This window comes from Laceyella putida, from assembly GCF_042665195.1.
Classification (GTDB): Bacteria; Bacillota; Bacilli; order Thermoactinomycetales; family Thermoactinomycetaceae; genus Laceyella; species Laceyella putida.
The window spans coordinates 1-19003 of record NZ_JBHTBW010000080.1 but is presented as its reverse complement, the minus strand read 5'-3'; the positions used below and the strand labels follow the sequence as shown (position 1 = coordinate 19003).

The 19003-nt window shown below is 47.2% G+C and carries 18 protein-coding genes; 14 read left to right on the top strand and 4 right to left on the bottom strand.

Annotation, left to right across the window (positions count from 1 at the left end):
- The first annotated feature begins 64 nt into the window (after nt 1–64).
- The gene (asnB, locus tag ACFQNG_RS18800) at nt 65–1891 is read left to right on the top strand and encodes an asparagine synthase (glutamine-hydrolyzing) (protein ID WP_379867447.1); all 1827 of its coding nucleotides are present in this window, start codon (nt 65–67) and stop codon (nt 1889–1891) included.
- A gap of 92 nt (nt 1892–1983) precedes the next feature.
- Here asnB and ACFQNG_RS18795 read toward each other — a convergent pair whose 3' ends face one another.
- On the bottom strand, nt 1984–2460 hold the full coding sequence (locus tag ACFQNG_RS18795) for a GNAT family N-acetyltransferase (RefSeq protein WP_379867446.1): 477 nt from the start codon (nt 2458–2460) through the stop codon (nt 1984–1986).
- Nucleotides 2461–2945: 485 nt separating this feature from the next.
- Here ACFQNG_RS18795 and ACFQNG_RS18790 point away from each other — a divergent pair, with 485 nt between their 5' ends.
- The 13 genes from ACFQNG_RS18790 to ACFQNG_RS18730 all read left to right on the top strand — a co-directional run bounded on the left by ACFQNG_RS18790 (nt 2946) and on the right by ACFQNG_RS18730 (nt 17009).
- Entirely contained in the window at nt 2946–4571 is a 1626-nt protein-coding gene (locus tag ACFQNG_RS18790) for a spore germination protein (protein WP_379867445.1), read from the top strand.
- Between the two features lie 8 nt (nt 4572–4579).
- Nucleotides 4580–5686: a GerAB/ArcD/ProY family transporter gene (locus ACFQNG_RS18785; RefSeq protein ID WP_379867444.1), complete on the top strand. Its 1107-nt coding sequence runs from the start codon at nt 4580–4582 to the stop codon at nt 5684–5686.
- A complete protein-coding gene (locus ACFQNG_RS18780; RefSeq protein WP_379867443.1) occupies nt 5670–6833 on the top strand; it encodes a Ger(x)C family spore germination protein in 1164 nt (387 codons plus the stop codon). Before ACFQNG_RS18785 ends, ACFQNG_RS18780 begins: the two co-directional genes overlap by 17 nt.
- A 530-nt stretch (nt 6834–7363) precedes the next feature.
- Nucleotides 7364–8359, top strand: a complete 996-nt coding sequence (dhaK, locus tag ACFQNG_RS18775; protein ID WP_379867442.1) for a dihydroxyacetone kinase subunit DhaK — start codon at nt 7364–7366, stop codon at nt 8357–8359.
- A 68-nt stretch (nt 8360–8427) separates the two neighbouring features.
- A complete protein-coding gene (gene dhaL / locus ACFQNG_RS18770; protein WP_379867441.1) occupies nt 8428–9054 on the top strand; it encodes a dihydroxyacetone kinase subunit DhaL in 627 nt (208 codons plus the stop codon).
- A 5-nt stretch (nt 9055–9059) separates the two neighbouring features.
- Nucleotides 9060–9452 carry a dihydroxyacetone kinase phosphoryl donor subunit DhaM gene (dhaM, locus tag ACFQNG_RS18765; protein WP_379867472.1) on the top strand — a complete coding sequence of 131 codons (393 nt, stop codon included), beginning with the start codon at nt 9060–9062 and terminating at the stop codon, nt 9450–9452.
- Nucleotides 9453–9559: 107 nt separating this feature from the next.
- A complete protein-coding gene (locus tag ACFQNG_RS18760) occupies nt 9560–9694 on the top strand; it encodes a hypothetical protein (protein ID WP_379867440.1) in 135 nt (44 codons plus the stop codon).
- Nucleotides 9695–10027: 333 nt separating this feature from the next.
- Nucleotides 10028–10792 (top strand): ClpP family protease, encoded by a 765-nt coding sequence (locus tag ACFQNG_RS18755; RefSeq protein WP_379867439.1) that lies wholly within the window; start codon nt 10028–10030, stop codon nt 10790–10792.
- Nucleotides 10789–10989: a YlzJ-like family protein gene (locus tag ACFQNG_RS18750; protein ID WP_379867438.1), complete on the top strand. Its 201-nt coding sequence runs from the start codon at nt 10789–10791 to the stop codon at nt 10987–10989. The genes ACFQNG_RS18755 and ACFQNG_RS18750 overlap by 4 nt, the downstream gene beginning before the upstream one ends.
- Before the next feature lie 542 nt (nt 10990–11531).
- Complete coding sequence (locus ACFQNG_RS18745) at nt 11532–11903, top strand: ATP-binding cassette domain-containing protein (protein WP_379867437.1); 372 nt, start codon at nt 11532–11534, stop codon at nt 11901–11903.
- A gap of 241 nt (nt 11904–12144) precedes the next feature.
- Complete coding sequence (locus ACFQNG_RS18740) at nt 12145–12891, top strand: ABC transporter ATP-binding protein (RefSeq protein ID WP_379867436.1); 747 nt, start codon at nt 12145–12147, stop codon at nt 12889–12891.
- Nucleotides 12892–12904: 13 nt separating this feature from the next.
- Nucleotides 12905–15478 carry an FtsX-like permease family protein gene (locus tag ACFQNG_RS18735; protein ID WP_379867435.1) on the top strand — a complete coding sequence of 858 codons (2574 nt, stop codon included), beginning with the start codon at nt 12905–12907 and terminating at the stop codon, nt 15476–15478.
- 1306 nt (nt 15479–16784) lie between these two features.
- Nucleotides 16785–17009, top strand: a complete 225-nt coding sequence (locus tag ACFQNG_RS18730) for a hypothetical protein (protein WP_379867434.1) — start codon at nt 16785–16787, stop codon at nt 17007–17009.
- 719 nt (nt 17010–17728) lie between these two features.
- Here ACFQNG_RS18730 and ACFQNG_RS18725 read toward each other — a convergent pair.
- From ACFQNG_RS18725 to ACFQNG_RS18715, 3 genes are read right to left on the bottom strand one after another with little or no spacing between them, the layout of a single operon-like run.
- Nucleotides 17729–17914, bottom strand: coding sequence for an integrase core domain-containing protein (locus ACFQNG_RS18725; protein ID WP_379867471.1), 186 nt, complete (start codon nt 17912–17914; stop codon nt 17729–17731).
- Entirely contained in the window at nt 17890–18573 is a 684-nt protein-coding gene (locus ACFQNG_RS18720) for a transposase (protein ID WP_379867433.1), read from the bottom strand. The genes ACFQNG_RS18725 and ACFQNG_RS18720 overlap by 25 nt, the downstream gene beginning before the upstream one ends.
- 11 nt (nt 18574–18584) lie before the next feature.
- Nucleotides 18585–18872 (bottom strand): transposase, encoded by a 288-nt coding sequence (locus ACFQNG_RS18715; RefSeq protein ID WP_379867432.1) that lies wholly within the window; start codon nt 18870–18872, stop codon nt 18585–18587.
- Nucleotides 18873–19003 lie beyond the last annotated feature (131 nt).

Here is a 19003-nt window from a genome sequence, read left to right as displayed (position 1 = left end):
TTATAATAATACACAGGTTGTCGCTTGGTAGACAATTCTTATATAACAGAAGGGGCGGGTCAACATGTGTGGGATTGTAGGTTGGATTGATTGGCAAAACCGTTTTCCAGAACAACAATATTGGCTCAAACAAATGGCCGATGCGATTCAACATCGCGGACCCGATGCTGAAGGGTATTGGTGTGCAGATAAAGTCGCCTTTGGACATCGCCGCTTAATCGTGATAGATCCTGAAGGTGGAGTGCAGCCGATGATTTTCCGTCAAGGAGATCATACCTATGCTCTTACATACAACGGGGAGATCTACAATTATCGTGAATTGCGGCAAGAGCTGGAGATTCTTGGCCATACTTTTAAGACGCAATCAGATACTGAAGTGTTGCTTCATTCTTATATAGAATGGGGCGAAGACTGTGTTAAGCGTTTGAATGGCATTTTTGCTTTTGCCGTGTGGGATGAACAGCGGCAACAACTCTTTTTGGCCCGGGATCATTTGGGCGTGAAGCCACTCTTCTTTGCCGAGCGGGGCAGTAGCGTTTTATTTGGCTCAGAGCTGAAGGCATTATTGGTGCATCCACTGGTGAAAGCGGAGATTGATGCGCAGGGCTTGGCGGAAGTGTTTGGCAATGGACCGATGCGCACACCCGGTGTGGGAGTGTTCAAAGATGTGCAAGAGGTTCGCGCGGGACATACGATTCTGTTTCGTGAAGGGCGCAAGCTGGTTACGCGCTATTGGACACTGGAAAGTGCGCCGCACACAGATGATATAGAGACAACGGTGGAACGCATTCGGGCGATCTTAGAAGATGCCGTGAAAAGGCAAATGATCTCTGATATGCCGTTGGTAACCATGTTATCAGGAGGACTTGATTCGAGCGGGTTAACTGCTTTGGCGGCACGCGAGCGGAACCGGGAAGGCAAAACCCTACATACGTACTCACTTGATTTTGTAGGCAGTGAACAACACTTTAATCAAGACTTGCTTCATGTAAGCTTAGATGCGCCATGGGTGAAGCGGGTGTCTGAACATGTGGGGTCCGAACATCATACGATCTTGCAAGATGCGGATGAGCTGATTGAGCATTTGCTTGTGCCTATGCGCGCTCGGGACTTGCCGGGGATCGGAGAAATGGAGACTTCGCTCTACCTCTTGTTCAGGGAGATGAAAAAAGAGGCGACCGTGGCGATCTCAGGGGAATCGGCGGATGAAGTGTTCAGCGGCTATCCATGGTTCCATCAGGCAGAGTATTTGCAAGCGGGCACGTTCCCATGGCGGAAAAGCAATATTCAATATATCTCAGCGGTTTTAAATCCCGAGATGATAAAGGAAACGCGGTTGGAAGAATATGTGGATGCCCGTTACCGGGAAGCGATTGCCGAAGTGCCGGCGCTGGCCGGAGAGTCAGAGTTGGCCGCGCGGCAACGGGAAATGTCGTATCTCTTTATCACCCGATTCTTGCCCTTTATGTTGGATCGCAAAGACCGCACCAGCAGTTATGTCGGCTTTGAGGTGCGTGTGCCGTTCTGTGATTATCGCTTGGTAGAATACTTATGGAACGTGCCGTGGGATGTCAAATCGGTAGATCAGATTGAGAAGGGCATTTTGCGCCGCGCCTTTAACCATGTTTTACCGCATGATGTATTGTACCGCAAAAAGAGCGCATATCCCACCGCGCAAAATCCGGCTTATTATGAAGCGGTGAAGCGGATGATGCAAGAGGTTCTCGCTGATCCGAATGCGCCGATCTTGCCGCTCATCAGCAAACCACAACTGGAGCAATTGATGACGCTGGAGCAGTCGCAGTTTGACGCTGGCATGGTAAATAAGTTATATGAATATCTGGTACAAGTGAATCATTGGCTCAAGGAATATCGTATTACGATTCATTAACACAAGCTTTCTGATTAGCAAAAGGGAATCAATCACCGATTGGTTCCCTTTTCTTATTTGCGATGATGGAGTCCTTTCTTCATATCCGCTTGCTATGACAAATCTTTTATCATCCGTATCGATTCCGGTTCAAACCCACATGATTCATATAATCGACGGGCGCGTTCGTTTGCCGCAAACACTTGCAAGCCCAGTTGCCTGCATCCCCTGCCATGGGCCCATTCTTCTGCATGGTCCATCAGTTTGCGTCCCAGGCCATGCCCTTCCGCCTCTTTTTTTACGGCAATGGCCAGGATAAAGGCGAGTTTCTCTTTAGTGAAAAAGTCTTCCGTTTCGGCCAGATAAATATATCCGCAGGGAATATGACGGGCATCTTCGATAACAAACAGCTCGCTGTGTGGCCGGGGGTTCTCGAGCGCTTCTTTTGTCAGGCGAATTTGCGCTGTATCCATTTTGTCGCGGTCACGCCAAGCCATCAGTGGAAAATCATTGAAACGAAGGGACAAATCCATGATGAAATCATGATCGGCGGAAGTGGCCAAGCGAATTTGAAAAGGGGCTTGAATCATGGGTGTTCACTTCTTTCGATGACATTGGTAGGCAACAGTCATATCAATTATTTTAATTGATGAATGGGAAAATTCCAAGTGGACTGAAAAAAACGGCAACCAAGTATGAAAGTGCGGGTAGCCAAGACTGCGATCCGAGCCATGGAAGTGGAGCCGAGTGGTGAGTTGATAGATAAAAAAGGCGCTCTCATAAGCGCCCAATATGATTCGGGGAATATAAAACCGCATATTGAGATAGCAAAAAAGAAAGTGTCAAGGAGTAACAGTGGAAGGGTGCTATCTCCCTTCTATTATATGGGATATGTTGAATGTGCAGAAAGTGGATGTTATTGGAATGGATTGTCTCAATGGTAAATAATGGGGTTGTTATGTTTCGTTTCCAACTCATCCCGTATGAAGCCAAACGGTTATGCCCAAAATGATGAGAGAATGAACAGTCATGTTGCATAGCAAAGTCGATTGTGCAGATGAAAGGGCGAAATCGGATGAGTGATGAGCTGAAGCCAAGACCATCGAGAAAAAGAAAAACACGGCTGCTTACCCCCAAAAAGCTTTCGGTTCCCAGCTTGTCCATGCCGGATGACCCGGTGGATGACTCGTCCGCCCATCCAATGGCGGACCATGGGATCACCGCCCATTTACAGCGCATGCAAGAGCAAATCGGCGCCAATGCGGATGTGAGGACGAGGGAGTTTTACTTGCGGGACACCGACATTCGCGCGGCGCTGGTTTATTTGGACGGATTGACGGATTTGGATTTCCTGAATGAAAACGTAATGAAACCATTGATGCTGAACTTCTCCCCAGCGGTTCATGCGTTGGAAACAGAAAACCGTCCCGATGTCATGGATTTGGTTAAAGACCGCTATTTGACCGTGAACGGCGTGAAAAGGGTTGCGACGTCAACCGAAGTGGTGACACATGTTTTTCGAGGGAACACGGCCTTATTCATCGATGGGGTTGCCGAAGCGCTGGTGATTGAGGCCAAACAGAAAAAGGCCCGCAATATCGAGGAACCGCTAACCGAGGCGCTGGTAAGGGGACCGCGGCTTGGATTCAATGAAAATTTGCAGGATAATCTCGCCATTTTGCGTCAGCTAGTGGGAAATCCCGATTTGAAGATCTTGCCCTACCAAGTGGGGCGGCGCACAAAAAAGGAATTGGCCATTGTCTATTTTGAAGGAATCGCCAACGATGAGCTGGTGCAGGAGGTGCAAAACCGGATCGCCCGCATCGACATCGATGATGTTCCGGAGACGGGTTATATTGAACTACTGATTCAAGATAATTACTTGACCCCTTTCCCGCAACTGCAAAACACGGAGCGTCCGGACCGGCTCATCGCCGCGCTGATGGAAGGGCGGGTGGGGATCTTGCTGGATGGCACCCCATTTACCCTGATCGCTCCCGTAACCTTTGCCATGTTTCTGCAATCGCCGGAGGATTACTACCAAAGATGGATTCCGGGCTCGTTGATTCGCCTGTTGCGGTATTTTTCCGCATTTGTCTCGCTGTATCTTCCGTCCATTTACATTTCCTTTGTGTCGTTTCATCAAGGATTGATTCCCACCACCTTGGCGATCTCCATTGCGGCGACGCGCGAAGGGGTTCCGTTTCCCTCGATCATCGAATCGTTGATTATGGAGATTGCCATCGAAATCTTGCGTGAAGCGGGACTTCGTTTGCCCAGGCCGGTGGGGCAGACAGTGGGGTTGGTGGGGGGATTGGTGATCGGCGAAGCGGCAGTGCAGGCGGGGATTGTCAGCCCGATCATGGTGATGGTGGTTTCACTCACGGCCATCTCTTCTTTTGCCATCCCGGAATACGCCGGCGGCATCAGCCTGCGCTTGCTCCGGTTTGGCGCCATGGTTTGCGCCGCCGTGTTGGGACTGTTCGGCGTGATCTTTTTCTTTCTCATCATCTTGATTCATCTGGTCAAGTTAAAGAGTTTTGGTGTCCCCTATATCGCTCCCGCCGCCCCCATCCGCTGGTCTGACTGGAAGGACTTCTTAATCCGCTTGCCGCAGGGCATATCCGACAAGCGGCCCCAGATGTTGTTTCCCAAAGACCAAGTGCGCATGCGGCAAACCTCACCCACAAAAAGGAAGTGAACGAACCGTTGTTGACCAATCCGAAAGATCATATCACTTCTACCCAAGCCGCCGTATTGGTGACCTCCTTTATCCTGGGCGTGGGCATTCTGACGCTTCCCAGGACCGTCACGGAAAAGGTGGGCACGGCGGACGGTTGGATCGCCGTCCTTTTGGGCGGTTTGGTCGCGATGCTGCTGGGTGTGCTTTTGGTGAAACTGAGCCAGCTTTTTCCCGGCAAAACGCTCTATCAGTACAGTCAGGAAATCGTTGGGCAGTGGATGGGGCTCCTGATCAACCTTTATGCGGTCGGGTACTTTACTTTATTGGCGGCATTTGAAATCCGGGCCATGGGGGAAGTGACCAATTTTTTCTTGCTTCCGGCTACTCCCATCGAAGTGACGATGGGCCTCCTTTTGTTTGCCAGCGCTTACCTGGTGGTCGGCGGCATCAATCCGATCGCCCGCCTGTGTGAGGTGATTCTCCCCATCACGATCCTCTTGTTTTTTCTGGTGTTGTTTATGGGCTTTAAGAATTTTGAATTGGACAATTTGCGGCCGGTGTTGGAACGGGGTTGGATGCCCGTGATCAAAGGGTTGGAAACGACTACCCTTTCCTATCTGGGCTTGGAGACGATGTTGTTTTTGCCCGCTTTTATGTCAGAACCCCGCCAAGCGTTGAAGGCCGTGCTTGCTGGGATCGGGATTCCCGTGATTTTTTACGTAATGACCGTGATTGTCGTCATTGGGGCGTTAACCATCGATGACGTGGTGACGTTAACCTTTCCCACCATTGAGCTGGTCCGGTCGTTCGAACTTGAGGGAGTGCTTTTTGAGCGGTATGAATCGTTTCTGTTGGCTGTGTGGATCTTGCAGATCTACACCACGCTCAGCCTGTGCCATTACCTGGCGGGATTGGGCTTGGCCCAATTGTTTCAAAAGGGGAAGTTTCAATCTTTCATTATTGGATTATTGCCCGTGATCTATGTGCTGGCATGGAAGCTAAAAACGATCAATGATGTGTTCGCTTTGGGGGAGCTGCTTGGTTACATGGGTATGGTGATGGTGATTGCGGTTCCCATTATCTTGTGCTTCATCGCCAAAGTAAGGGGGATGTTGCTTGGGAATAAACAGTAGATGGATCGGTCTCTCCTGCTTGGGATGCCTCTGTCTTTTCCTGAGCGGTTGCTGGGATTACACGGATATTGAAGAAAGGCACCTTCAGGTGGGCGAAGCGCTTGATTTGGCGGAAGGGGAAGGGAAGGATGGCAAACCGCTCATCACAGTGACGGCGCAACATGTGGTACCGAAAGCGGTGGCCGGCCAAAAGGATGACGGTTTGCAGCAAAAACCGTACGAAAATATGTCCAGCACAAATGAATCGGTATATAAGGCTTGGCATCAGCTATTGGTGCGGGAAGTTCACATTCCCATACCTCCCCATCTAAAAGTGGTGATTGTCAGTGATGATTTGGCGCGTCGGCTGAATTTGCACCAAATACTCATGGATTATCTGCGGGATACGCAAGTCAGGTACAGTTGCCAGCTTTTCATCGCCAAGGGAAAAGCCCGAGAGATCTTGGAATCGGGGAAAGAGGTGCCCGCCTTTCACCTTGTGCAAATGGTGAAAAACAGGGAACGGACGAGCAGTATCCTGCCCGAGGTGAGTTTGCAGAAAGCGTCCGCCCGCATGGCGGCAGAATCCAGTTTTCTGTTGCAGGAAGTGGGTGCGAGGAATGGGCAGATGCAATTCGTTGGCGCCGCGGTGATCAAGGGCAAGGCAAACAAACTGATCGGCACGTTAAACCAAGATGAATTGGGCGGGGTAAACTGGTTGGCGGGCGATGTCACCTCCGATTTGGTGCGGGGAAACGACCGCAAGACAGGCCAAGTGATTACGGTGGCTTTGTCAGGGGTTCAGAGCCGGATTCAACCCCATGTGCAGGGGGAGCGCATTTCGTTTGACGTCCAGATTAAAGCGGAAGGACAATTGGAAGAGGACTGGCTGTTGCCGGGGGACGCCTTTGAGGGGGATGTGTTGCAAAGGGCGGAGCGGGCGGCGGAACAGACAGTCTCCCGGATGATCAGCCAGGCGCTGGAAAAAATCCAGCACCGGTACCAGGCGGATGTGGCCGGTTTTGGCAAACGGCTCAGAATCGAATACCCAGAGGTGTGGCATAAGGTGAAAGAGAATTGGGACCAGGAGTTTAGCAAGGCTGCGGTGAAAGTGGATGTGAACGTCAACATCAAGGATTATCGGACGAAAGGGACGAAGAAAAAGTGAAGGGCACCACGGCGTCATCAACACCTGCATGGTCCCCACCAGGGCGTGTCTGATAAATATGTCGGCGGCACCAAAACCGTTTTCCCATTCGCTTCACTTGTCCATCGGCGCTCATCGGGAAAAGGTTTTTCGCCTCCTCCCATTGGTCAACTTGATTTGCCAGACACGCCCTAACGGATATGAAGCAAACAAGAGTCCAGATCGAGGTCTGGGATCTTGTTTGCTTCCCAATGCAGAGTGCCCCATTTTCTGCCCGCATGTGATTGCCCATGATCTTAAACTCATTTTAGATGAGGGAATGGAGAGGGCAATCCAACGCCTGATGCAAGAGATGTGATTCGAACCTGATGCAGAAGAATAGGAATGGAAATAAAATCGCCTCTTCAAGTGGAAACTTGGGGAGGCGATTTTATATCTGATAAATGGGTATGGGTGAATCTTGCTTGCAAAATATATTAAAATAGCGATTTGTGTGATAACCTGAAAATGGGGAAGATACAGTCATCTATGGTTATGGGGGAGAGATGAAGATGAAAAAAATCATCAATCATCCGGAACAAGTGGTGGAAGAGATGATCGAAGGCATGGTGTTGGCCCATCCCATGCGGTTGCGCCGTGTGCCTGAGACGCGGGTGCTGGTGCGCAAGGATGCGCCCGTTGCCGGCAAAGTGGGGTTGATCAGCGGCGGGGGGAGCGGGCATGAGCCGGCTCATGCCGGATTTGTGGGACCCGGGTTGCTGGATGGGGCTGTGGCGGGTGAAGTGTTTACATCACCGACGCCGGATCAGATTCTGGCAGCGATCAAAGCGGTGGATAGTGGGCAAGGGGTCCTCCTGATCATCAAAAACTATTCTGGCGATGTAATGAACTTTGAGATGGCGGCAGAACTTGCAGAGATGGAAGGAATTGATGTGAGGCAAGTGATCGTCAATGATGATGTCGCCGTGGAGAATAGCACCTATACCACAGGGCGACGCGGCATTGCCGGGACGGTCTTTGTGCACAAGATTGCGGGAGCGATGGCGGAAACAGGTGCGACATTGGATGAAGTGGAACGCGTAGCCCGAAAAGTGATCCAAAGAGTGCGGAGCATGGGCATGGCGTTGACGCCGTGTACCGTGCCGGCTGTAGGGAAACCCGGGTTTCATTTGGGTGAGGGCGAGATGGAAATCGGAATGGGGATTCATGGTGAGCCCGGGATTAGGCGATCGCCCTTGGCCTCCGCCGATGAAGTGGCCACCGTGTTGGTTGACCATATCCTGCAAGACATGCCGTGCACGGCAGGAGAGCGTGTTGCGGTCTTGATCAACGGTTTGGGAGCCACTCCGCTGATGGAACTATATATTTTAAACCGCAAAGTGACCACACTCTTACAAGACAAACAACTGGTGGTAGTGGATACGATTGTCGGCGAATATATGACGTCATTGGAAATGGCGGGTTGTTCCGTTACCCTGCTTAAACTGGATGACGAGCTGGAGAAACTGTTGTCTGCTGCCGCCGATACAGTCGGTTGGAAAAGATAAGGACAAAAAGGCAATGGCTGATGGGAACCTACAAGTTCGTGTAGATGAGATGGAAAGGGGAACAAAACATGGAGTTGACCCACGAACGGTTCATCGCTTGGCTTCGCTTATATGGTGAGAGGTTGCAGGAGAAGCGGTTGGAGCTGTCAGAGTTGGATCAAGCGATTGGCGATGGAGATCATGGCATAAATATGGCGCGCGGGCTGTTGGAAGTTGTGCGGAAGCTCGATGCGTCAACCCCCGCCGATATCGGGGCAACGTGCCAGTTGGTGGCGATGTCTTTGCTCGCTAAAGTGGGAGGCGCTTCTGGGCCCCTGTACAGCACCGCCTTTTTAAAGATGGCCCAAGTGTGGAAAGGGAAAAAGCGATTACTCCCGGCTGAGTTGGCGCAGGGGTTCCGCGAGGCCACGGAAGGGATGAAAATGAGAGGCAAAGCGCAGCTGGGGGATAAAACGATGATCGATGTATGGGAACCCGTCACGCGACAGATGGAGCAGCAAGCGAACTGCTCGTGGGCGGAAGTGCGGCGGCAGGCGGAAGACGCCCTGTCGCGCACCAAAGAGCTGGAAGCGAAACGGGGGCGCGCGTCCTACTTGGGCGCCCGTTCCGTTGGCCATCTGGACCCCGGCGCCGCTTCTTCCTACCACTTGTTTGACGCACTATGTCAGGTGATGGAAGAAGGTGGGGACGTTTGAGCCATGTGGGCATTGTGTTGGTCTCCCATAGTGCGGACATCGTGCGGGGACTGAAACAGTTTTTGCGCCAATTTCAGCCGAATGTGCCGATTGCCGTGGCGGGGGGCACGGATGAAGGAGAGTTGGGGACGAGTGCGTTTAAAATAAAGGAAGCCATCGAATCCGTCTACTCTGACAAAGGTGTGTTGGTGTTGTTTGATTTGGGCAGCGCCCTTCTTCATGCGGAGATGGCGCTGGAATTGTTGGCGGAGCGGGAAGGCATCCAATTCGCGGACGCGCCATTAATTGAAGGGGCTTATGCCGCGGTGGTGGAGGCGGGATGCGGAAGCGGGTTGGACAAAGTGCGAAACTCGGCGGAAAAGGCGAAGCAATGGCAGAAGGTCATCCGAGATGAATAAGGAGGATGTGGGGAATGTCTCCTGCTTGTTGAACACAGGGGGAGATGTTCCGCATTGAATGGAAAACGATGGCCCAATCTGAAAAGGATCTTCAGAAGGGGGCGCCGATGTTAAACATGATTAAATTGAAGGCGATGAAATATCCCAATATCCTTCATTATGAATGGGAAGGTGAGCTTTTAGAGAGAACCGAAAATTACAGATTTTTGCTGGCTGAAAGCACGGTTTCAATCGTGGGATGAAAGACGGCGTTGCTCGGTATCCCCATAAAGGGGATGCTTAGAGCAACTATTTTTTATCTTTTGATGTTGCAGTTTGCGGATCGAACGCCGCCTAGCGTATTGGTCATAGGTACGCCGCCCATATGGGTACATGCAACGATGTTGTAGAACTGTATGGGATGGGCTGATGAGACAGCCCTGAACTTGGAAGTTGTCCAAAGCAGAAATGGATTGAGGACATTAACTATCCAAGAATCCCACGGCTTCAGCCGTGTGGAGTCTCAAACTCGGTTCGCTATAAGAACCCTTCCTTTCGTCCATACTAACAGGGACACGAGGTTGGAGGGATGAAACATGTCTGAAGATCGTATTTTTATACGGAATGACCAAGCAGAACCGCAGCCTGAACCGAACCCGGACCGGCAGGCGGACGGAGTGGAAGAGAAGAAAAGGGATGCTACGCTTCATGCGATTCAACAATTGGGACAAACCAATGTCCCGCAGTTGGAATCCAACGTATTTTGCATGAGCATCATCGGGCAAGTGGAAGGGCATCTCGTCATGCCGCCCCAAAACAAAACGACCAAATATGAGCACGTCATTCCGCAAATCATCGCCGTGGAACAAAATCCGAAGATCGAAGGAATGGTCATCATTCTCAATACGGTTGGCGGTGACGTGGAGGCGGGGTTGGCGATTGCGGAAATGATCGCATCGATGAGCAAACCGACCGTCTCGATCGTATTGGGCGGGGGGCATAGCATTGGCGTGCCCATAGCGGTGGCAGCTGACACCTCTTTTATCGCGGAAACGGCAACGATGACCGTGCATCCAGTTCGGTTGACCGGCTTGGTGATCGGGGTGCCGCAGACGTTTGAGTATTTGGAGAAGATGCAAGATCGCGTGATTCGCTTTGTCTCCCATCATTCCAATATCACGGAAGAAAAGTTTCGTGAACTGATGTTTCGCACCGGGGAGTTGGCCCGGGATATCGGAACCAATGTCATTGGCAAAGACGCGGTGAAATATGGTCTGATTGACCGGGTGGGGGGGATCTCCGACGCGTTGGCGGAGCTGAATCGGATGATCAACGAGCGCAAAGGGGAGATGCTGCAATGATTTATTATTCTGTCATGCCGATGGAACTCGCTTTTTTGGACGAGTCCCAAAGGCCATTGGAGGAAATGGTCGTGGATGGCGTGACGATGTTGGTGCGCAAAGAAAATGAACAAGAAAAGATCATCGTTCGCCTTCTCAGCGCAGATCCCGCCCACTATCTCGATCCCCGCTTTCAACCCGGACAACGGGTTACGTAAAAAATCTCGATATGAGAGCTTTAATTCGGAAAGCCGATTTTCCCAAACGCTAAAGGATGGGGAAATCGGCTTTCAACTTGCGGTCAGCTTTTATATAGTTGCGCATTTGTTGGGAGTCGTTATCATATTCCTCTTGTCGGCTACGGTGCCTTCAAACAAACAGTACAAACCTATAAGCGTGGAAAAGTACGGGGCTCTTCTTTGGTGTGCTGAAAAATAAGATTAGCCAATTGATACGTTCTATGCATGTAAGTGATAAGGCTTTTGATTTGTATGGAGTTGTGTAAATAGTGAAAGACGCCGTGAAGTGCGAACTTGTTTTTCCCGATTTTTCACAGAACGAAAAAACGCCCCGTCTGAAGCAGTAAACAAACTATTCTGTCTAAGTAAATTAAGTTGTTGGAAGACGGGACGCGCAATGTTGTCCTCCAGATGAAGAGTGTAATGGGTTTCGTTGTTGTCCTAGAGGTTCGAGAGCCTGCGGATTTGGTAATTGTTGCCCACCACGTGATCGATGTTGTGAAGAGTTTTAGTGCTTTTGAGTGGAAAACAAACCTTGTCCTTACCAAAGAAAGTATGATTTGCAATGGATTCACCGCCATGTTTCATTTATCTCCCAGGAACCCTACCTGTTTCACGCCACCATCAGGGAGAATATCGCTTACGGAAAAAGCCACGCAACAATGGAAGAAATTGTCCAAGCAGCAAAGAAGGCACAAATTCATCATGTGATTATGAAAATGCCAAAACAATATGATACTGTTGTCGGGGAAAGAGGGTATAAGTTATCAACTGGCGAAAAACAAAGAGTGGCACTTGATGGATTATTTATAATAGACAGTAAAATTGTTATACTAGATGAAGTGACATCTGCGTTGGATGCCATTTCTGGTCCGCTGTTAAAAGTGCTTTAACAGCTTTTTTAAAAAATAAAACCTCCATCGTGATCGCCCATCGGCTATCCACCATCACTGAGGCCGATCGCATTTATGTCTTACGCAAAGGCAAGATTGTGGAGGAAGGGGATTTTCAAACCCTTCTGAACGAAGGTGGTTTTTTCAACCGGCTGTATCAGGAGCAAGTGCAGTCTTCTCTAAAAACGGGGGCAAAAGCGGCGCGTATTAGATGAAACTTTTTGTGTGAGGGGTGAGTGATGTGGTACTGAAAGCAAAAGATGTCACCGTTGTGTTTGGACAAGGGGAAAATCAGGTGGTGGCACTTAACAGAGTGAATTTGGAAATGAATAAGGGAGAATTTGTCTCGATTATGGGAGCGAGCGGGTCTGGAAAAACTACATTGCTTCAATTATTGGGCGGGTTGGATCAACCCACCTCGGGAGAAATCCTTGTGAGCGGGACGAACATAACAAAAATGAAGGAAAAAGAGTTGGCAATTTACCGAAGGAAAAAAATTGGGTTTGTTTTTCAGCAGTTCAACTTGATTCCGGTACTGACAGCAGAAGAAAATGTTACCTTGCCCCTGTTAATTGACAAAAAAAACGCGCGGATCGCTCAGCAGAAAGCACAATCACTCCTTGAATTGGTGGGGCTGAAGGAGAGAAGGCATCACTTTCCTTCCCAGCTTTCTGGGGGACAGCAGCAACGGGTTGCCATTGCTCGTGCCTTGATTACGGAACCTTCGATCCTGTTAGCAGATGAGCCAACAGGGGCGTTGGACTCTGAGACGAGTCGGGATGTGATTCAACTGCTCAAAAAAATGTGCGGCGATTTGGAACAGACTTGCATTGTGGTCACCCATGACCCGTTCATTGCTGCCTATTCCGATCGGGTAATCATTCTCGCGGACGGGATGATTCAAAATGAAATTCATTTAGATTCCCACTCGGACATCGAAAAAAATGTAGAGCAACTGCAACGAATTTTGGTTCATCGTTTACGTTAGAGGAGATGATTTGATGAAACTGGCTCTGTCTATCGCTTGGAAATACCTCAAGAGCCATACCGGTCGCAATTTATTGACCAGCATGGGTGTAGCGTTGGGTGTGGCGCTGGCTACCGCCCTTTTGGTCGCGAACCATTCGGCCCAGCAATCTTTAACCGTACAAATAGAGAAAAGATATGGGAAATATGACATCCAATTCGGTTATACAAGCAACGGAAGTTATATTAGTAATGAAAAACTTGAAAGTTTTAAACAAAAAGCGAATCAGGCCGTTTATTCCAAAGTGTATATTCCTTATCTCAAAGAGATCCCAAAAGAAGTGCTGAATCAGCCAACTAGTTGGGGAGTGGAAGAGAATTCACCTGAGATGAAGCTATATCCGCTCGAACAAGGAAGATATCCCAAGCAAGGTGCGGAGGTCGCCCTTTCTTCCGCTTATGCGACCCGTAAAAAAATCGGAGTTGGAAATCTCATATCATTTTCGTTTCCTCCCTATGGAAACAAGACCGTGCGAGTGGTGGGGATTTTGGGAACACCCGTCAGCCGTAGCGGAAACATGTCTTTTTTTCCGCTCGAATGGTTGCAAGAGGTGTTTCATCATCAGGGACAATCCAATTTGATCCAGGTAACCTTACTAAACAAAGATCCGCTTTACAAATCGTACTTGTTGACCGAACTAAAAAACGATTTTCCAAAGGTGAGAGTGGATGCCCGCACTTACGTAGATAAATCCTATGAAAAAATGAATGTGTTTCGCCCGCTCACTTACGGGTTAGGGTTTATTGCCCTTCTGGTGAGTTCGGTGCTGGTTTTGGGAAGTTTTAACTTGTCGGTTCGCACGCGAATGAAGCAGTGGGCTTCGCTTCGTGCAATTGGAATGAATTCCGGTTCTATTTTTTCCATCATTATCAACGAGGCACTAATGATTGGCCTTCTTGGAACAGTTGCCGGCCTTGTGGTGGGATGTTTGCTCAGTTCCCAAGCTTTGGCTGTCATCAATCGATGGCTGGAAATAAAACAGACGCAAGTGGAAATCCAGGGAGCTACGCTGGTTGCTGTAGGAGTTTTTGGAATGCTTTTGTCCGTGATGGGTTCTATTTTTCCTGCGTTAAAGGCCAAAAATGTTCCACCGGCGCAAGTGTTGCGACCAGAGACAAATGGGACTATTCTCGCCAAACAAAAGAAAAATTTGTTTGGATTCCTTTTGCTGGGATTGGGAATCCTTTTGGGAATGAGTAGTCAGTTTGTTCCAAGATCAGAAAGTATGGGGCTGATTGTCAGTGGAACTAGTTCGATACTGATGAGTGTTGGCTTTTTATTGTCCATTTCCAATCTGGTCAGCCTGTCCACTCAGTTCCTTTCCCTTATCACAAAGCCAATCATCCTGACCAGGATCGCCGCACGAAACATTATCCGTTATCGAGATCGATCCGGTTTTGCTGTCATGACTCTAGCCCTTGGACTGGCAATTGGGGTGGCGGCCTATGTTTTTATCCAATCTTCCATGTCTACCCTGGAGAGCAAAATGAAGGAGCAATTCCCCTCCGATTTGCTCGTTCGACTGTCCGGAAGTGATGAAAGCACGCTTTTGCCGCAAAAAGTGGGAGAACAGATTAAACAATTTCCTGGAGTGGATCAGCTTGCGCGTGTGTCCCAGACTCCAGCCAAGCTCATAAACTATAATAAAAACAAGATGGACCCCATTTGGATTCAATTTGTCGATCAACGGAAAGATGATCCGGTCACGATTGACAGTATCGAAATTTGGCCGATTGATGAGAAACCTTTGACCCGCTTACTTGGCTTAAAGCTGAAAGATTCCGGTCAACCAATGCCGAATCTAAGGCCTGGTCAAGGCATTATGACAAAGGAAATGGCAGGATACCTAGGGCTCAAAGCGGGGGATTTGATTCAGGTTCAAAGCCGATTGAGCGGGTATAAAGCTGAAATAAAAATCATAGGGATTTTGGAAAAATATCCCAAAAGCGTAGGGGTTCCTTTCGTTCTTGTAGATCACGATTGGGGCATGCGTTTGACTGGAGCAAAAGGGTACAATGAGTTCCATATCGATTTGGATTCCACCCCCTCCTCGGTAAAGGTGGAGGATCAGGTCAAACATATTTTGAGCAAGCAACCGGGTGCGGAATACTTGAGTTTTACTAAAGCACTTAATGAACAGAAGAATATGTTCCGGCAACAACTTTTACTGATTAAAGCGCTAATCGCCATTATCATGGGGATATCTGGAATCGGATTGGTGAATGCTATTCTCTCCAGTCTATATGACCGCCGGGTGGAAATGGGGATTTTAAAGGCCATTGGAACTACACCTAGTCAACTGTTTGGAATTACTTGCATGGAAGGCATGTATTTGGGGATTGGCAGTGGGGTTATGGGAATCAGTGGAGGGATCCTTCTGGCCTACATACTTTTAAACACAATGGAGTTCAGTCGTTTGGTTATTCCTTGGGCCGTTTTGTTGGTCATTTTCCTTTCGTCCATTACATTGGGAATCGTTGCCGCGGGGATTGCCAACCTGTGGGCGAAACGATTACTGAGTGTGCAGGTTATCAAAGAGATTGTGTGATAAAGATCTATTGATGACTTAAATCAGGGGCGAGACGGTCGAATAAATCGGGTCACTTCGATGTAATATCGGACTATAAGGGGGGATATTCGAGATACGGCCAAAAGCAGCACGATAGAAAAAATGTAAACACCAGTAATGATAAGGGTTTATGACTCGTGTCCATAAAGATAGGAGTTTCTGAACATGAGATAACAGGCAGTAACATCAACATTTTTGAGCAGCAAGTGTGTTAACAGTCGAAGCAAATCAGCCCCCTTGGTATCAAAGGATGACACAAAGGATATTGAGGGTATTGAAAACCGTAAAACGGGCAGGAAGCTGAGTTGCTTCTTGCCCGTTCTCATTTAAGCTAATTGTTTGGTTGCATTTTCTGTCATTTTATTTGTGTTTTCAAATGTTGTCATATTCATCTGATAAAATAACATTAGAACATGTTTGTTGAATAAACTTAGTTTGAATATTAACTCTTTAAGGATCTTGTACATTCGTCACATCAATTGGGGAGTTTTGCGTTGGTTCAGAAGAAGATAATCAAATGATGTTCCCTATTTATCATTCGTTTTGTATTAGGGCACGATCCGATGGATTGAGCCCCTATCATTGAATCAGTTGGAAATGGAGCGGATATAAATGAAGATGAAAAGAGTTTTGATAATCCTCTTCATTTTATTATTACCCGTATTTGATTATCTATTTGACCAAACATTCAGGGAACTGCTTGGCTTTGGAAAACCGCCCTTAAGGATTTCATCATTATCATAGCTTTGCTTTTGTTGTCATTCATAAAAAAACGGGATTTAACAGGTTGGGCCACTCCCTTTATAAAAGAAGCGTGAGTGGTCCTTTCGCTTAGACATGATCTAATCTAAGGAATATAATGAAGAGCCCAACCCATATTAAATACAAAAACTGCTTTTAATTAGAAATTGTAATTTTGTTGGATTCAAATGAAATGTATAAGGAGAGGGAGGGGAAACTGCGATCTGCAACATAAAAACAAGTGAAGAGAAAAACCTAAAAATCATCCATCTCGATTTGAAAACGGAAGACATAAAAAAAATCCTTAATCTTTTTTATGACCTTCGTTTGGGAGAAAAATCGTTTGAACTCCACTCCGGAAAAAACAAAAAAGCGGTTAGAATAATTTTCTTAAACAAAGACCACATCAGAAAAAACGGATAAAAACGTCGGTCAAGATCATTGACGTTATCCTTATGCTCTTCACGATTCTTGGTGGGATTTATCTTATCAAAACAATTGTCTCCCTTTTTCATTAATCAGATAAACCTAAGGAGGAAGTAGATTGAGAGAAGTTACAGGGTCGGCTTTTCAGTTCAATGAACAGGAAATAATCGAAGTGGAATTATCTTCCGATGACATTATCGAAATGATTAACAGGCTGGAATTATTGGATATTGAAAATGAAAGTTTTAGTTGGGGATACAATGGTAATTCTACAGATAATCAAGTAGTTCTTATTTTTAGGAATACTGATTCCCCTTACAGGAAAACAGACTCCCGTCTTTAATGGGTGACATCATCAACAACGCAATCCGGCTCATTATTATAACCAGTTTATTTTTGATGGGAGTGTTCTTTTTTATTGAATGGATTTTATATTTTTTAGGTTGCTCGTTCATAAGGAAAGGAAAAGAAATTTATGAAGGATAAGTTTAGTCATTTAATTGGATTGGAAAATATAGCGAAGCGTATGGATTAATAAAAGAAATAGATCAAGAAGAATTTCTAGATGTGATTTTTGAACTAACATTTGACACAAACAGTATAGAATATTATGCTTTTATATCTAGTTTAATGGTTAATAATGAAGGATCATATTTTTATTGTAACGCTTCGCATCTGATGTGTTTACCTCTTTGCCATATTGATGGGGCTTACAATGTAGGACTGTTACCATGCGAAAAGAGCCATTGAACTATCCCCAGATAATATCTCTTTTAAAGAGCATTCTCTTTAGCCCTCTAATGACTTTGGACACTAAGAGTGTAAGTGGATTACACTACTAGTGATGGGGGATGAGAAAAATGAAAAGAAATCGGTACTCTCAGGAGTTTAAATTACAAGTCATAAAAGAGGCGCTGTCGTGAATATAACGAAGGTCAGTTTGGTGAAGTTTCTCTAGATTCTGTCAGCTCTTTAGAGGCCAAAACCCTAGCTCAAGAGAATGAACAACTTAAAAAGCTGCTCGGAGAGCAGGCTCTTAATGAACCCCATATGTCCAGACAATTATGCAACGGTTGAAGTTACAGATTGACGAAATTCTCGCGGCGACAGATATCCAAGCGCAGAGTGAGGTCTTTCATCATTGTAAAAGGCTATGTAATGATCAATGTCCTGTTTAGCTTCCAGGAATGATCCATATTCTTGGAGCCAAACCGTTTCCTCTTTTAGCGTACGAAACCAACGCTCAATGTAAGCATCAGCGTCAGGATTTTGTAACCCGTTCTTTCTTGCTTAATTCCAGCATCTTTCAGCGCTTTTACATAACGTCGGCTGGTCATTTGACAGCCGTTATCACTCCGTATGCTTAGCCCTTTGCCTTTTACCCCTTCAGGAAAACGGTAATTCAAAGATTGGTTTACAGCCATAAGAAGATCCTCGGTTCTGCAGAACCGAGAGAAAGAATAGCCTACGATTTCTCTGTCAAATGCATCGATCACCGCAAACAAATACCCCCAGCCATCTCTGCCACACCAGACTTTTGTCATATCTACTTGAAAATGCTCATTGGAGCGAGTGACGGGAATCTTTCCTGGTTGCTTTTTTCGTTTGGCTTCAAAACGCTTGGTCTTAACTAGTACATTCAACTCCTTCATCATTCGGTAAACACGTTTGCCATTAACCTGGAGTTGAAATCGCTTTTTTATCCATACTCGAATACGGCGATATCCATTCGTAGGAAACTCGCCACACAACTCTAAAATCTTTTGACGAAGCGATGCTTCGTCTGCCTTTTCTCGTTTCTTTGGTTTTTCTTTCTTAAGTAAGGCATATCCATAGGTACGGTTGATTTGAAGGGCATTTGTAATTTGTGGGACCGAATACCCTTCATCCACCAAGGTCCGTGCCAACTCTCTTAAACTTACCTTCGGCCCCAATTGGTCTTTTTTCTAAGGATCTCAATCTGCATTGCTTGTTCATCAAGCAATGCCTTGGCTTCTTTCAATTCTTTCTCTAATTCTTGTTCCCGCTTAGATGGACTTGTTGCCAGGGCTGAAAGCCCTCCTTGAAGAAACGCCTCTTTCCATTTGTAATACTGAGGTTGCAATATTCCATATTCTCTGCATACAGCAGAGATGTTAGCTCCAGATGCCATGCCAGCCAATACAATCTCCATCTTCTGTTCGGCCGTCCACTTTCTTCTCCCCATAAAAAACGCCCCTTTCGCCCCCTAATTATAACTTAGCTTTTGTCTGGGGTCTCAGGGGTTCAGTATAGGCTTTAGAACTAGCTATTTTGCGTGACCTAGTAAAAAAGAAAAACCCTCACTTGCTGAAAAAA